The sequence below is a fragment of the Janthinobacterium agaricidamnosum NBRC 102515 = DSM 9628 genome, from assembly GCF_000723165.1.
Lineage (GTDB): Bacteria > Pseudomonadota > Gammaproteobacteria > Burkholderiales > Burkholderiaceae_D > Janthinobacterium > Janthinobacterium agaricidamnosum.
In genome coordinates this window covers 826,141-839,933 of the sequence record NZ_HG322949.1, presented here as the reverse complement: position 1 = coordinate 839,933, position 13,793 = coordinate 826,141, and the positions used below count along the sequence as shown (strand labels likewise).

11 protein-coding genes are annotated in these 13,793 nt (G+C 61.0%); all 11 read right to left on the bottom strand.

Translation table 11 applies throughout. The features are described from left to right. Positions 1 to 1,338: 1,338 nt before the first annotated feature. Positions 1,339 to 1,563, bottom strand: a complete 225-nt coding sequence (locus tag GJA_RS28070) for a hypothetical protein (protein WP_156484132.1) — start codon at positions 1,561 to 1,563, stop codon at positions 1,339 to 1,341. 5 nt (positions 1,564 to 1,568) lie between these two features. Then, positions 1,569 to 2,717: a ribonucleotide-diphosphate reductase subunit beta gene (locus GJA_RS03525; protein WP_038488852.1), complete on the bottom strand. Its 1,149-nt coding sequence runs from the start codon at positions 2,715 to 2,717 to the stop codon at positions 1,569 to 1,571. 103 nt (positions 2,718 to 2,820) lie between these two features. Next, the gene (locus GJA_RS03520; protein WP_038488848.1) at positions 2,821 to 5,772 is read right to left on the bottom strand and encodes a ribonucleoside-diphosphate reductase subunit alpha; all 2,952 of its coding nucleotides are present in this window, start codon (positions 5,770 to 5,772) and stop codon (positions 2,821 to 2,823) included. Positions 5,773 to 6,131: 359 nt separating this feature from the next. Continuing rightward, positions 6,132 to 6,743, bottom strand: a complete 612-nt coding sequence (gene ampD / locus GJA_RS03515) for a 1,6-anhydro-N-acetylmuramyl-L-alanine amidase AmpD (protein ID WP_038488846.1) — start codon at positions 6,741 to 6,743, stop codon at positions 6,132 to 6,134. Continuing rightward, positions 6,740 to 8,131, bottom strand: coding sequence for a sigma-54-dependent transcriptional regulator (locus GJA_RS03510; RefSeq protein ID WP_038488843.1), 1,392 nt, complete (start codon positions 8,129 to 8,131; stop codon positions 6,740 to 6,742). Before GJA_RS03510 ends, ampD begins: the two co-directional genes overlap by 4 nt. 61 nt (positions 8,132 to 8,192) lie before the next feature. Then, positions 8,193 to 9,887, bottom strand: coding sequence for a sensor histidine kinase (locus tag GJA_RS03505; RefSeq protein ID WP_051780232.1), 1,695 nt, complete (start codon positions 9,885 to 9,887; stop codon positions 8,193 to 8,195). Between the two features lie 3 nt (positions 9,888 to 9,890). Then, a complete protein-coding gene (locus GJA_RS03500; protein ID WP_038488840.1) occupies positions 9,891 to 10,145 on the bottom strand; it encodes a PP0621 family protein in 255 nt (84 codons plus the stop codon). Further along, complete coding sequence (locus GJA_RS03495; protein ID WP_038488837.1) at positions 10,142 to 10,945, bottom strand: cytochrome C assembly family protein; 804 nt, start codon at positions 10,943 to 10,945, stop codon at positions 10,142 to 10,144. The genes GJA_RS03500 and GJA_RS03495 overlap by 4 nt, the downstream gene beginning before the upstream one ends. 129 nt (positions 10,946 to 11,074) lie before the next feature. After that, a complete protein-coding gene (locus tag GJA_RS03490) occupies positions 11,075 to 11,896 on the bottom strand; it encodes an ABC transporter ATP-binding protein (RefSeq protein WP_038488834.1) in 822 nt (273 codons plus the stop codon). Beyond that, complete coding sequence (locus GJA_RS03485; RefSeq protein WP_038488831.1) at positions 11,893 to 12,717, bottom strand: ABC transporter permease; 825 nt, start codon at positions 12,715 to 12,717, stop codon at positions 11,893 to 11,895. The genes GJA_RS03490 and GJA_RS03485 overlap by 4 nt, the downstream gene beginning before the upstream one ends. 24 nt (positions 12,718 to 12,741) lie before the next feature. Next, positions 12,742 to 13,659 (bottom strand): ABC transporter substrate-binding protein, encoded by a 918-nt coding sequence (locus GJA_RS03480; protein ID WP_422567901.1) that lies wholly within the window; start codon positions 13,657 to 13,659, stop codon positions 12,742 to 12,744. Positions 13,660 to 13,793: the final 134 nt, after the last annotated feature.

The following is a 13,793-nucleotide window of genomic DNA, read 5'->3' as shown; positions in this document are numbered from 1 at the left end:
ACCGCTTTCGCTACTGGCTTGGCTGCTGCCTTGGCTTTTGCCGCTGGCTTGGCTGCAGGTTTCGCTGCCGCTTTGGCTGCAGGTTTCGCTGCAACTTTAGCTTTTGCCGCTGGCTTGGCCGCCGCTTTCGCTGCTGGCTTGGCTGCTGCTTTTGCTGCTGGCTTGGCTGCTGCTTTGGCGGCCGGTTTGGCGGCCGCTTTCACTGCGGGTTTCGCGGCCGCTTTCGCTGCAGGTTTGGCTGCGGCTTTGGCGACTGGTTTGGCCGCTGCCTTGACGGCAGGTTTAGCGGCGGGGGCAGCCTTGGCGGCTGGTTTCTTTACTTCTGATTTCTTAGCGGCTGTTGCCATTTGTCTCTCCTTCATCTGAGATGAGAAATTTAAGCTACAAGATTAAAACCCGTCCAGTCCATGGTAGTGGACCAGGCGAATTATTCATCGGCACAAACACTCGTTTGCGCTAATGAATTCGGCACCAGCTGAACTGCTGCAACTCCTCACGTTTGCAGCACTTCAGCCATCGTCGGTGCCACCCTGCTATCTCGCAGCTGGTGGCAAAGTCTGAATTGGTTCGCATCGCTTCCAGTGCCGCGCGGATCTTCCGCGCCAGTCACCACAATCGCAAGCACACCGTATCGTCAAATAAAAAACCGCCATGCCTGAAAAAATTCTGGCACGGCGGCAGAAAAAAACGGTGTGGTCTTGTGCATATCCGTGTAAATCTGTATCCCTGTTGTGCGGTTTTTTTCGGTATCGCGCCGGTTAAAAAACCTCGCATTATAACGATCGCATTTTCAATCTCCTAAAGTACACGAAAACCTTGTCGATGCGCAACCGGCACGACATGTTTTCGTGCGCTTTTTTGCAGCGATACGCATCCTAACGCACAATCGCGCATCAAATGCCGCTTCCGGCATGTCCGGAAAGGATATTTTCGGCGTTCGATGAGGCACTGGCGAGCGTCAAAAAAAACGCGGCGCGGCATCATCGCGCCGCCAAAAAAATCGCGTTGCACTCGGCTCCGCCGACTTCGATTCGGGCAGCAAATCGACGCGCGAGCTGCGGCCATTTTTTGCATCGCGGCGCTGCTGGAGAGGTGCGGCCATGACCGTAAAAGACAAGGGCAAAAACAGCCGCGCATGAACGCAGAAAAATCATCGCGGTGCATTTACGGCGGCCAAGATGCGAGGTCGATGGCCGCTGGCGTGCGGAAATTTTCGGACCTCGATCGTGGCGTCGACGCGATCCGGCACATCACTGATGATGGCTGCTTGATGATGCGGCCGCGAGCGTATCCATCGGAGCAGTTCGGCGAGGTGCGGCCGGCGAGGTGCGGCCCGAATCAAGCTCTGGCCCGTATCATGATGATATCTGCCTGCTTTCCGACGGCCATATGGTCGATGACGAAAGCCAAGTTTTCATCATCGGAAGAAGAGGATGACGCTGCGCCCAGCGTCACGATGCCGCCGGCCTGTCTGCTGATCGGCCGCCGCAAAAGATAACGGCTGCCCTTGGGCAGCCGTTGTTTTACCACGCGATGCGGCTTCCCCGAAGCGAGGAAGCGCAAGCGTCCTATTCCCAGTTCAGCGCGCCGCCGGTCTGGTATTCGGTGACGCGGGTCTCGAAGAAGTTACGCTCTTTCTTCATGTCGATCATTTCGCTCATCCACGGGAAGGGATTTTCTTCCTGGGCGAACAGCGGCTCGATGCCGATCTGCTGCGCGCGGCGGTTGGCGATGAAGCGCAGGTAGCCCTTGAACATCGGCGCGTTCAAGCCCAGCACGCCGCGCGGCATGGTGTCTTCGGCGTACGCGTATTCCAGCTCGACCGCTTTCATGAACAGCTGCTTGATCTCTTCGCGGAACTCGGCGGTCCACAGCAAAGGGTTTTCCATCTTAATGGTGTTGATCAGGTCGATGCCGAAATTGCAATGCATCGATTCGTCGCGCAAGATGTACTGATATTGCTCGGCGGCGCCCATCATCTTGTTCTGGCGGCCCAGCGCCAGGATCTGGGTAAAGCCGACGTAGAAGAACAAGCCTTCCATCAGGCAGGCGAACACGATCAGCGACTTCAGCAGCTTCTGGTCGTTTTCCACGGTGCCGGTGGTGAACGCCGGATCGGTCAAGGTGTTGATGAACGGGATCAGGAACTCGTCCTTGTCGCGGATCGACTTGACTTCATTGTAGGCGTTGAAGATTTCAGCCTCGTCCAGGCCCAGCGATTCGACGATGTATTGATACGCATGGGTGTGGATCGCTTCCTCGAACGCCTGGCGCAGCAGGTACTGGCGGCATTCCGGCGCCGTGATGTGGCGGTACGTGCCCAGCACGATGTTGTTGGCGGCCAGCGAGTCGGCCGTGACGAAAAAGCCCAGGTTGCGTTTCACCAGGCGGCGCTCGTCGTCGGTCAGGCCGTTCGGGTTCTTCCACAGCTCGATGTCGCGCTGCATGTTGACTTCCTGCGGCATCCAGTGATTGGCGCAGCCGGCCAGGTATTTATCCCAGGCCCATTTGTACTTGAACGGCACCAGCTGGTTGACGTCGGTCTGGCCGTTGATGATGCGCTTGTCGTCGGCGTTGACGCGGCGCGCCAGTTGCTCGGCATCGGCTTCCGATGGCTCGGCGGCGGCCGAACGGTTCAATTCGCTATTTCCCAACGGTTGTTGGTTCGGACGCGGCGCTGGCGCCGACGTAACTTCATCATCCCATGACAACGACATAATTATGATTCCTTTATTTACCGGCAAACCGGTTTAAAAACATTCTGCCAGCCCGACACCGCGGGCTGGCCCTTACCTCAATACCAACCGCAACGGCAGGCTGTTATTGGCAAGCTTCGCACTCTTCAAAGCCGTCATCGCCAGGACGCAGGTAGCACGCTTCGCCATCCGCCTCGGCGTCGGCCGCGGCCGCCACCACCGGAGCGGCGGCCGCGGCGGCTGCCACTACCGCCGCCTGCGCGCTCTGGGCGCTGGCCGACATGCCGCCATCGACCGCCACCGCATTCAGCGCGCCGGTCTTGGAGGTCGATTTCTCCATGTGGGTCGCGGCGATGGTGCGCAGGTAATAGGTGGTCTTCAAGCCGCGCAGCCATGCCAGCTTGTAGGTTTCGTCCAGTTTCTTGCCCGATGCGCCAGCCATGTAGATATTCAGCGATTGCGCCTGGTCGATCCACTTCTGGCGGCGCGATGCGGCTTCCACCAGCCAGCTCGGCGACACTTCGAAGGCGGTGGCGTAGATATCGCGCAAGTCTTGCGGAATGCGGTCGATCTTGACCAGCGAGCCGTCGAAGTATTTCAAGTCGGAGATCATCACTTCATCCCACAGGTCGCGCGCCTTCAGGTCGCGCACCAGGTAGGCATTGATCTCGGTGAATTCGCCCGACAGGTTCGATTTCACGTACAGGTTCTGGAACGTCGGTTCGATACAGGCCGACACGCCGATGATGTTCGAAATGGTCGCGGTCGGGGCGATCGCCACGCAATTCGAGTTGCGCATGCCGAATTTGGCGATGCGTTCGCGCACCGGAGTCCAGTCCATCGCCGACGAGGAATCGACTTCCAGGTAGCCGCCGCGCTCTTCCGCCAGCAGCTTGACCGAGTCTTGCGGCAGGATGCCGCGGTCCCACAGCGAACCGGCGTACGATTCGTAGCGGCCGCGCTCTTCCGCCAGTTCGGTCGACGCCAGGTAGGCGTAGTAGCACACCGCTTCCATCGAGGTATCGGCGAAGCTGACCGCCGCGTCCGACGCGAACGGGAGGCGCATCATGTGCAGGCAATCCTGGAAGCCCATGATGCCCATGCCGACCGGACGGTGGCGCATGTTCGAATTGCGCGCCTTGTCGACCGCGTAGTAATTAATGTCGATCACGTTATCGAGCATGCGCATCGCGGTGCGGATGGTCTTGGCAAGCTTGACGTGATCCAGCTTGCCTTCTTTCATGTGCGCCGGCAGGTTCACCGAACCCAGGTTGCAGACGGCGATTTCGTCAGGGCCGGTGTTCAGCGTGATTTCGGTGCACAGGTTCGAGCTGTGGACCACGCCGACGTGCGACTGCGGGCTGCGGATGTTGCAAGGATCCTTGAACGTGATCCATGGGTGGCCGGTTTCAAACAGCATCGACAGCATCTTGCGCCACAGGTCGAGCGCCTGGACCTTCTTGAACGAACGGATTTCGCCGGCCGCCGCCCTGGCTTCGTAGCCCAGGTAGGCGCTTTCAAAGGCCTTGCCGACCTTGTCGTGCAAGTCCGGCGTTTCGCTCGGCGAGAACAGGGTCCACTCGCCTTTTTCCATCACGCGCTTCATGAACATGTCCGGAATCCAGTTCGCGGTATTCATGTCATGGGTGCGGCGGCGGTCGTCGCCGGTGTTCTTGCGCAGGTCGAGGAATTCCTCGATGTCCATGTGCCAGGTTTCCAGGTAGGCGCACACCGCGCCCTTGCGCTTGCCGCCCTGGTTGACCGCCACGGCGGTGTCGTTGACCACTTTCAGGAACGGCACCACGCCTTGCGACTTGCCGTTGGTGCCCTTGATGTGGGCGCCCAGCGCGCGCACCGGCGTCCAGTCGTTGCCCAGGCCGCCGGCGTACTTGGCCAGCAGCGCGTTGTCCTTGATCGCGTCGTAGATGCCTTCCAGGTCATCCGACACGGTGCTCAGGTAGCACGACGACAGTTGCGAGCGCAGCGTGCCCGAGTTGAACAGCGTCGGGGTCGAGCTCATGAAGTCGAACGACGACAGCAGCTTGTAGAACTCGATGGCGCGCGCTTCACGGTCCGCTTCGTTCAGCGCCAGGCCCATCGCCACGCGCATGTAGAACGCCTGCGGCATTTCGATGCGCACGTCGTGGATGTGCAGGAAATAGCGGTCGTACAGGGTTTGCAGGCCGATGTAGCCGAATTGCAGGTCGCGGTCGGCGACGATGGCTTGCGCCAGGCGCTCCAGGTCGAAACTGGCGAGCACTGGATTCAACAGGTCGGCGGCGATGCCCTTGGCGATATAGGCCGGGAAATAGCTCAGGTATTCGGCGGCGGCGGCGGCTTGCGGCACTTCCTTGCCGAATACTTCCTTGCGCACCGTGTGCAGCAGGATGCGGGCGGTGACCTGGCTGTAGGCCGGGTCTTTTTCCATCAGCGCGCGCGCTGCCAGGATGGCGGACTTGTGCAGTTCTTCGACCGGCACGCCGTCGTACAGGTTTTTCACGGTCTCGGCCAGGATCGCTTCGGCGTCGACGTGTTTTTCCAGGCCGGCGCAGGCGGCGTTGATCAGGTCGCGCACTTGCTGCATGTCGAGCGGACGGCGCACGCCGTTTTCCAGCACGTTCAAGCCAGGCGCGGCGACCTGGGTGGAGCCGCCCTGCGCTTCTTTTTGCAAACGGCGCTCTTCCATGTGCTTGGCGCGGTACAGCACGTAGGCGCGCGCCACGTCGTGTTCGCCGGAACGCATCAGCGCCAATTCAACCTGGTCCTGCACATCTTCGATATGGAAGGTGCCGCCGCTCGGCTGGTGGCGCACCAGCGCAGCGACCACGCCCGCGGTCAGTTGCTCCACCAGTTCGCGGATGCGCGCCGACGCCGCGCCCTGGCCGCCGTTCACCGCCAGGAACGCCTTGGTCATCGCGATCGCGATTTTCGACGGCTCAAATGCGACCACCGAACCGTTGCGGCGGATGATGCGGTAATCGCCCAACGCCGCGCGCGTGCTGGCCACGCTGTTTGCCGCTGCCGGAGTGTGCGGTACTGGCGCTGGATTGGTCGAAGTGTCTAGAGATGATTGCATTGAAGCTCCCGATAACAGCATGCAGTTTTGCTGCCGCGTGTGTGATGAATGAAGAACGCCGGATCAGGCCGGAGTTCACCAATTTATGATTAAAAAGACAAATTTCAAGCCGCCAAAAAACTGCCGGACTGGCGTGGTCCCGAGCAAAAAATCCACGAAAAAATCTGCTAAAGAGTTTTAGGAACAGCCTGGAACAATTATTTTGGAAACATCGGAGAGGGTACTAAAGTAGTACTACATCTAGTGTGAAGCCATAAGTTATGTACTAATTGTAGTGCCCATCTAGAGCCTGCGCAATAGTTTTCCCGCGCTCGGCATGGTAATTTTTTACTCTTGAAACCTCGATTTCGATTGACTTTTCAGAGCATGGATGGAAAGCCCAACGCCCGGTAAGTAAGTGCTAACGCTGACGCTTGCTGCTGCGTCTGAAGCAATGTTTTTTCATATAACGGCCAGTCGAAAAACGGCCCCGGATCGGTCTTGCGGCCGGGTGCGACATGCTCGTGGCCACACACCTGTTGCAGCGGATACACCGCCTGCAACGCCGCCGTCAGCGCGGCCAGCGCACGGTACTGCGACGGCTCGAACGGGACAAAATCAGAGCCTTCCATTTCGATACCGATGGAATATCCATTGCAATGCGGACGCCCCCGGAAGACCGACACGCCGGCATGCCAGGCGCGCTGATGGGCCGAGACATACTGGACGATACGGCCGTCGCGCCGGATAAAAAAGTGTGCCGATACTTCCAGATGACGCAGGCTGGCAAACGACGGATCGGCATTATAATCCAAGCGGCCGGTAAACAAGTCCGACACATGAGGTCCGCCAAATTGCCCGCCCGGCAGGCTGACGTTATGAATCACCAGCAAGTCGACGACGGCGCCGTCCGGCCTGGCGTCGAAGTACGGCGAGTCGTAGCGGCTGGCGCCGTCGCACCAGCCATCGGGGTTGATGGTCAGCGGTTTCACGCGTCGGGCTCCTGGATATTCAGTTTCTGCATTTGATAACGCAGCTGGCGAAAACTGATGCCCAATAATTGGGCGGCCTGGGTGCGGTTGAACTGGGTCCTGGCCAGCGCCCGCACGATGATATCGCGCTCGACCCGGCTCAGGTAATCCGGCAGCGAGTCGGGCAACGCGTCGGCGCTATCGGCGGATGGCGCGGCCGCTTCGGCCGCTTCGGCCGCTTCGGCCGGGCGCGCCGGCGCCTCGGCAGCGCGGCCGCCCTTCAGCGCCAGGTCGCCGACCGCGATCACGCCATCGTCGGCGTAGGCCAGCGCCCGTTCCAGGATATTTTCCAGCTCGCGCACATTGCCCGGGAACGCATAAGCGCGCAGCGCGGCCAGCACCGCCGGCGTCAGCGTCTGCGGACCGTGGCCGAGCCGCTCCAGGATCGCGCCGGCCAGTATTTCCAGGTCATCGAGCCGTTCGCGCAATGGCGGCACCACCAGTTCGATCACATTCAGCCGGTAAAACAAGTCTTGCCTGAATTTGCCGGCGGCCACCCATTCGGCCAGGTTTTGATGGGTCGCGCTGATGATGCGCACGTCGACCGCCTCCTCGGCGGTGGCGCCGATCTTGCGCACGCGCCGCTCCTGGATCGCGCGCAACAGCTTGACTTGCATCGCCAGCGGCAAGTCGGCCACTTCATCGAGCATCAGCGTGCCGCCATTGGCGGCCTGGAAAAAACCGTCGCGCTCTTCGGCCGCGCCGGTGAATGCGCCCTTGCGGTAGCCGAAGAATTCCGCTTCCATCAGGGTTTCCGGAATCGCGCCGCAATTGACGGCGATAAAAGGCTGGCTGGCGCGCGCGCTCTGGGCGTGGATTTCACGCGCCGCCAATTCCTTGCCGCTGCCGGACTCGCCGCTGATGGCGATCGGCGCCATCGAGCGGGCCAGCCGGGCGATCTGCGCACGCAGCGCCTGGATCAGCGGCGAATCGCCTTTCAGCCGGGCCGGCGCGGTCGCCGGCCCGGGTTTCGGTTTTTGCGCGCTCAGGCCGAGCGCCGATTGCACCAGCAAGCGCAGTTGGTCCAGCGCGACCGGCTTCGACACATAATCGAAGGCGCCGGCTTTCAGCGCCACCACCGCGTTGTCGGCGCTGCCGAAGGCGGTCACCACCGCCACCGGCGTATTCTTGCAGCCAGCGCTCACTTCGCGCACCAGTTCCAGGCCCAGCCCGTCCGGCAGGCGCATGTCGGTCAAGACCAGCGCATAGTCGCTTGCCGCCAGCAAGGCGCGCGCCTGGGCCAGGTCGGCCGCGCTGTCGACATCGAGTCCCATCTTGAGCAGGGTGATTTCCAGTAGCTCGCGCAGGTCGGCTTCATCGTCGACCACCAGGACGCGGGGAGAACCCATGGGTAAAACCTTTCGATGACCGTGCAACTAATATAGAGAAGAAAAATTCAAGACAGCAAATTCAAGACAACACGGCGAAGGTAATCACGAACCTGCCGCTGGCGACGCGCTGGTCGATATCGATGTCGATGCCGTCCTGCGCCTGCGCCGCGTCGAAATGGTATTCATAGTCGAGCAGCGCACCGTTATTCAAACACAGTTCGCGCGCAAGATATAGCCCCAGTCCGGTTCCCTTGCTCGATGTGGTGTAAAAAGGTTCGAACAAGTGGGCCCGCACTTCCGGTGAAATGCCCGGGCCGTCGTCCTGCACATGCAATTCGATGCGGCGCGATTCGCCGCTGACGGCGAACAAGCGTATGCTGGCGGCCGTCCCGCTGGCGTAGCGCACCGCGTTGTTCAGCAAATTGAGCAAGACTTCGCGCAAATGCAAGCCGTCGAAGCGCACCGCCGCGGCGCCGACGTCGTCGAAGCGCAGCGTGCCGGCCGCCAGCGCATGGGTTTCCTCGAATTCGGTTTTCAGCTCGGCCAGGAACGGCGCCAGCGGCAGCGGATGGTCTTGCACATGCGCCTTGCGCGACAATTGCAGGATGTCTTGCACCATGCGGTCGATGCGTCCGACGTTGTCGCCGACGATGCGCAGCAGGCGCACTTGCACCGGTTGCAGCAAGTCCTCGGCCAGCAACGATGTCGCGTGGCCGATCGCCGACAGCGGATTGCGCACTTCATGGGCGATGCTGGCGGTCAGCCGGCCCATCGCCGCCAGCTTCAATTCCTGGGCCTGGTTTTCAATCGCGGTCACGTCTTGCAAGAAAATCACGCTGCGCGCCGCCGCCAGCCCGGCCGTGTCGACGGTCGCGAAACGCACTTTCAAGTGGGCCGCCAGTTCGCGCCGCGCGCTCCACGCCGCCGTCACGCCTTGCAGCGTGCTGTCGGTGTACGGTTTGACGGTCAGGAACACGGTATGCTGCCGCGCATCGTCGAGCCAGGCCGCATAGGCGGCCGCGATCGGCAGCAGCGCCGGCGTATCGGACAGCTTGAAACTGGCGTCCAGTCCGGCCAGCCCCAGCATGCGCTGGGCCGCCGGATTGCCGGTAAACACCAGGCCATCGGGACCGGCCACCAGGATGCCATCGTCCATGTCGGCGATCACCAGCCGGTTGATCGCCTGCTGCACCGCCAGCGCATTGCCGCGCTGGACCGCCAGCTCTTCCTGGCCGATCAGGCGCGCGGCCAGCCGGCTGACCAGCAGCACCACGGCGAAAAAGGCGGCGCCATACAGGCCAGCTTGCAGCACCGCGCGGTCGCTTTCCATCTGTAATATCTGATAGGTGCTCTCGGCCAGCATGAACAGCGACACCAGCGCCGCGCCGAACAGCGCCAGCAGCAGCGGCGCCAGGATCGCGGCGCCGGCCAGCGGGAACAGGTACAGGATCGCCAGGCCGCTGCGCACGCCGCCGGCATCCAGGTACAGCATCGAAATGACGCCGAAATCGAGCGCCAGCTGCAGCAGCAATTGCAGCATGAAGCGGCGCCGCCAATAGATGGCCAGCAGGGAAAACCCCGCGGCCAGCCATAAATAGGCGGCGCACACTTCTATATAGTTGAGCGGGCCGGCGCTGCGCCAGCCGTAGCCGCCGACCAGCAGATAACCCAGCAACACGAGCACGATCACGACCCGCGTCACATTCAGGGTTTGCAGCGAGCGCCAGAAAGTCTCTTTCGACTCGGCCGACAAACCCTGCAGGCGCGCCATCATCGTTTACGGCAAGGTGGCGTGCGCGTGGCTGCAATAGTCGCGCCCCCGGGCTTGCACCGTTTCGGAGGCAGGGTAATACACGCCGCAATGGGCGCAGCACAACATCGATTCCGGATCCGGCAATTGCTGCGCGCGTCCCGGCGCCGGGCGCGGCCCCTGGCCCGACTGCGGCGGCGGCCGCAGCACGCCCTTCAATTTACTGCGGATCGCCATCAGCACCAGGAACGCCAGCGCCAGCCAAAACAAAATACGTGTCATGCAAATCCCCGGTGCAATACCACTTCAAGTACAAAACGGCTGCCGACATAGGCCAGCAGCAAGGTCGCGAAACCGGCCAGCGTAAACGACAAGGCGGTCTTGCCGCGCCAGCCGCGAAAATGCCGGCCCGCCAGCAAGGCCGCGAACAAGATCCACGACAGCAAGGTAAACACGGTCTTGTGATCCCAGTTCAATACCTTGCCAAACAATTGTTCGGTAAACACAATACCCGACAACACGGTCAGGCTGAGCAACACAAAGCCGAAACCGATCATGCGGAACAGCAGTTTTTCCATCGTCAGCAAGGCCGGCAGCTGGTCCAGCGCGGCGGACAGGAATCCCTTGCGCTCGCTGCGCGTATGCAGCCGCGACTCTTGCAGCGCCATCAGCACGGCGTGGAAGGCGGCAATGGTCAAGGTGCTGTAGGCCAGAATGGCGATGCCGATATGCCAGCCGAACACCACTGATTTACCTTCAAGCAACACGCGGCTACCGGGAAACGTCCAGGCGAGTATCACCGCGACGGCGGCGCACGGCATCACCAGCCGGCGCAAGCCGTCCAGTGCGAAGTTACGGTTCTCGACCCAATAAGCGCCGACCGAGACCCACAGCGCCGACGACAGCATCGCCGCAAAACCGATGCGCAAGGTGCCGGGCGCGATCAAGTCGAACCACAAGGTAGTGGCGTGCAGCAGCCACGCCAGACCGGTGACGGCGGCGATCAGCCGGGTCTTGTCGGAGGGAATAGAAGCGCACACGATATACGCCAGCGCGGCCGCGATAAAAAGATAAGTCTGCATGTGCTAAGTTTACACCAAAGGCGGACCGGCGGCGCCATGCAAAACCGCCCGGCAAACGCCGACGCGCGTTTGCCGGGCGGCCTGGGGCGCCGCCGATCGAATTTTTCAAATGTTCCGATTCTTTATTGACTATCCGGCCGCCGCGATACGCAACTCGTCGTGATGATAACGTTGCTGTTCTTCCATCACCAATTGGCCCAGTTCACGCTTCAACCCATTAAAACGGGCTTCGGACGGATCGCGCGGGCGCGCCAGATCGACCATGATATCGCGCTTCACGCTGCCCGGGCGATAAGTCATCACAATAATCCGGTCGGCCAGGTAAATCGCCTCTTCGATACTGTGCGTCACAAAAATGATGGTTTTTTTTAATTCGGACCAGATGCGCAGCAATTCATCCTGCAAATTGCGCCGGGTCAGCGCATCGAGCGCGCCAAACGGCTCATCCATCAGCATGATCGGCGAATCGAGCGCCAGCACGCGGGCGATCGCGACGCGCTGGCGCATGCCGCCCGACAAGTCCTTCGGAAAGCGCTGGCGGAACTCCGTCAGCGACAGCGTGGCCAGCAGGCGCGCCACGATGGCTTCGATTTCCGCTTTCGGCAAGCCCTTGATTTGCAAGCCGAAGGCGATGTTTTCCGCCACCGTCATCCACGGGAACAGCGCGTACTCCTGGAACACCATGCCGCGCTCCGGCCCCGGCCCCACGACCTCCTGGCCATCGGCGATGATGCTGCCGGCGCTTGGTTGCGCAAACCCGGCCAGCGCATTGAGCAAGGTCGACTTGCCGCAGCCGGATGGCCCCAGCAGGCAGACGAATTCGCCTTGGCGGATCTCCAGGTTGATATCCTGCAAGGCGATCACTTCCCGGCCATCGCCCTGGAACACCTTGCCGACGCCGTCGATGCGGATGTGGGCCAGCGACGCCGGCGCGCTTTGTCTTCTGTTCATGACATCTCCACGCCGCGGTGCCAGCGCAGCAAATAATGACTCAATTGATTCATGCCGATATCGATCAGCAAGCCGACCAGGCCAATGCTGATCATGCCCGCCATGACTTTGTCGGACCAAAAATACTCGCGTGCTTCGAGGATGCGGAAACCGAGGCCGTTATTGACGGCGATCATTTCCGATACGATCACCACGATAAAGGCGGTGCCGATGCCGATCCGCACGCCGGACAGGATGTACGGCACCGTGGCCGGCAAGATCACCCGCAAGAACATGGTGGCCCCGCCGGCGCCGAGGTTGCGCGCGGCGCGCAAATAAATGCCGTCGACCTGGTGCACCCCGGCAATGGTATTCATCAGCACCGGGAAAAACGCGCCCAGCGCGATCAGGAAGATCGCCGGCGGATTTCCCAATCCGAACCACAGGATCGACAAGGGGATATACGCGATCGGCGGAATCGGTCTTAATAATTGCAGCAAGGGATTGAGCCACGCATACGCGCGCGCATTGGCGCCCATGACCAGCGCCAGCGGCAAGGCCAGCCCGGTGCCGATGGCAAAGCCGCACAGCACCCGGTACAAGCTGCCCAGCGCATCGACGATCAACTCGCCCGACACCAGCCAGTGCAGCCAGCCGCCGCTGTACCCGGCGAACGGCGCCATCGGCAGCACATATTCGAGCCAGCGCACGGCGACCGCCAGCGGCGACGGCAACACTTGCGGATTAAGCCAGCCCAGCATCGCCATCGCCTGCCACAGGCCGATGACCACCACCGGCGCCACCAGCCCGACGCCGCTTTCCCGCCACCACGATTTACTCATTGCACCTCCCGAGGAAGACTACGGTTATTTAACTCCCAAGCTTTTCTTGGCTTGCTCCAGCAAATCCGTCCTGACCCAATCCTTTGCCTGCGGCGGTTTGTTCATGCGGCCGACGCCGGTTTTCACCATCACGTCGGTGGTGACCTGGATATGCCCGGGCGTGATGTCGTAGGAATACGGCGAATTGCCGATCGCATCGTTGAAATCTTCCCTGGTCAGCTGGCCGCGAAAGATCACCTCGCGCACATATTTTTCAGCCACCGCCGGGCTGTCGATGAAGGTCCTGGTCGCCTCGACGAAACAGCGCATGAATTTCTCGGCCACCGGACGCCGCTCTTTATAGAGCTTTTCAGTCATCACCATGGTGCGCACCGGTTCGCCGATCGGCGTATCGTAGGGTTTCATGATCTCGATGCCAAAACCCTTGTTGATCGCCTGCGACGATTGCGGCTCCGACTGCATGATGGCGTCGATGCGCTTGCCCATCAGCGCCTGGTTCAAGTCGGCGTAGCCGAGGAACACCAGTTGCACATCCTTGCCCTTTTGTTCGGCCGCCGTCAGCTGGTGTTGCGCCAGCTCGGCCAGCAGCAGCACTTCCTGGATACTGCCGCGCGTCACGCCGACCCGCTTGCCCTTCAAGTCCTTGACCGACTTCAGCTTCAAGTCGCTGCGTCCGACCAGCCGCGCGCCGCCGCGCGCAAAACCGGCCACCACATAAATCGGCGCGCCGCCGGCGCGGCCCGAAATCGCCGCTTCCGACGCGCTGCTGCCGACATCGAGTTCACCGGCGATGATGGCCTGCATCACGTCGAGCCCCTTGGCGAAGATATGTTCCTCGATCTTGATGCCGCACTTCGGCGCGATTTCCTTGATATACGCAACGGCGCCGAAATGGGCCAATTTGATATTGCCCAGGCGTACCACTTCTTGTGCATGAGACATACCGGCTGAAGCCAGTGCCCAACCTGCCAGCGTAAATACACTACTTTTGAGTATCAAATTTCTGGTCATCCTGCATTTCTCCCCGACAGAGTTGAGTTGCAATGAATCACTATTTTTTATTCTTGGTAAATAGT

Coding starts and splice junctions, on each gene's coding strand:
- GJA_RS03520 (WP_038488848.1), bottom strand. CDS start 5,772: ATGCAATCATCTCTAGACACTTCGACCAATCCAGCGCCAGTACCGCAC.
- GJA_RS03485 (WP_038488831.1), bottom strand. CDS start 12,717: ATGAGTAAATCGTGGTGGCGGGAAAGCGGCGTCGGGCTGGTGGCGCCG.
- GJA_RS03480 (WP_422567901.1), bottom strand. CDS start 13,659: ATGTCTCATGCACAAGAAGTGGTACGCCTGGGCAATATCAAATTGGCC.
- GJA_RS03525 (WP_038488852.1), bottom strand. CDS start 2,717: ATGTCGTTGTCATGGGATGATGAAGTTACGTCGGCGCCAGCGCCGCGT.
- GJA_RS03500 (WP_038488840.1), bottom strand. CDS start 10,145: ATGACACGTATTTTGTTTTGGCTGGCGCTGGCGTTCCTGGTGCTGATG.
- GJA_RS03505 (WP_051780232.1), bottom strand. CDS start 9,887: ATGATGGCGCGCCTGCAGGGTTTGTCGGCCGAGTCGAAAGAGACTTTC.
- GJA_RS03490 (WP_038488834.1), bottom strand. CDS start 11,896: ATGAACAGAAGACAAAGCGCGCCGGCGTCGCTGGCCCACATCCGCATC.
- GJA_RS03510 (WP_038488843.1), bottom strand. CDS start 8,131: ATGGGTTCTCCCCGCGTCCTGGTGGTCGACGATGAAGCCGACCTGCGC.
- GJA_RS03495 (WP_038488837.1), bottom strand. CDS start 10,945: ATGCAGACTTATCTTTTTATCGCGGCCGCGCTGGCGTATATCGTGTGC.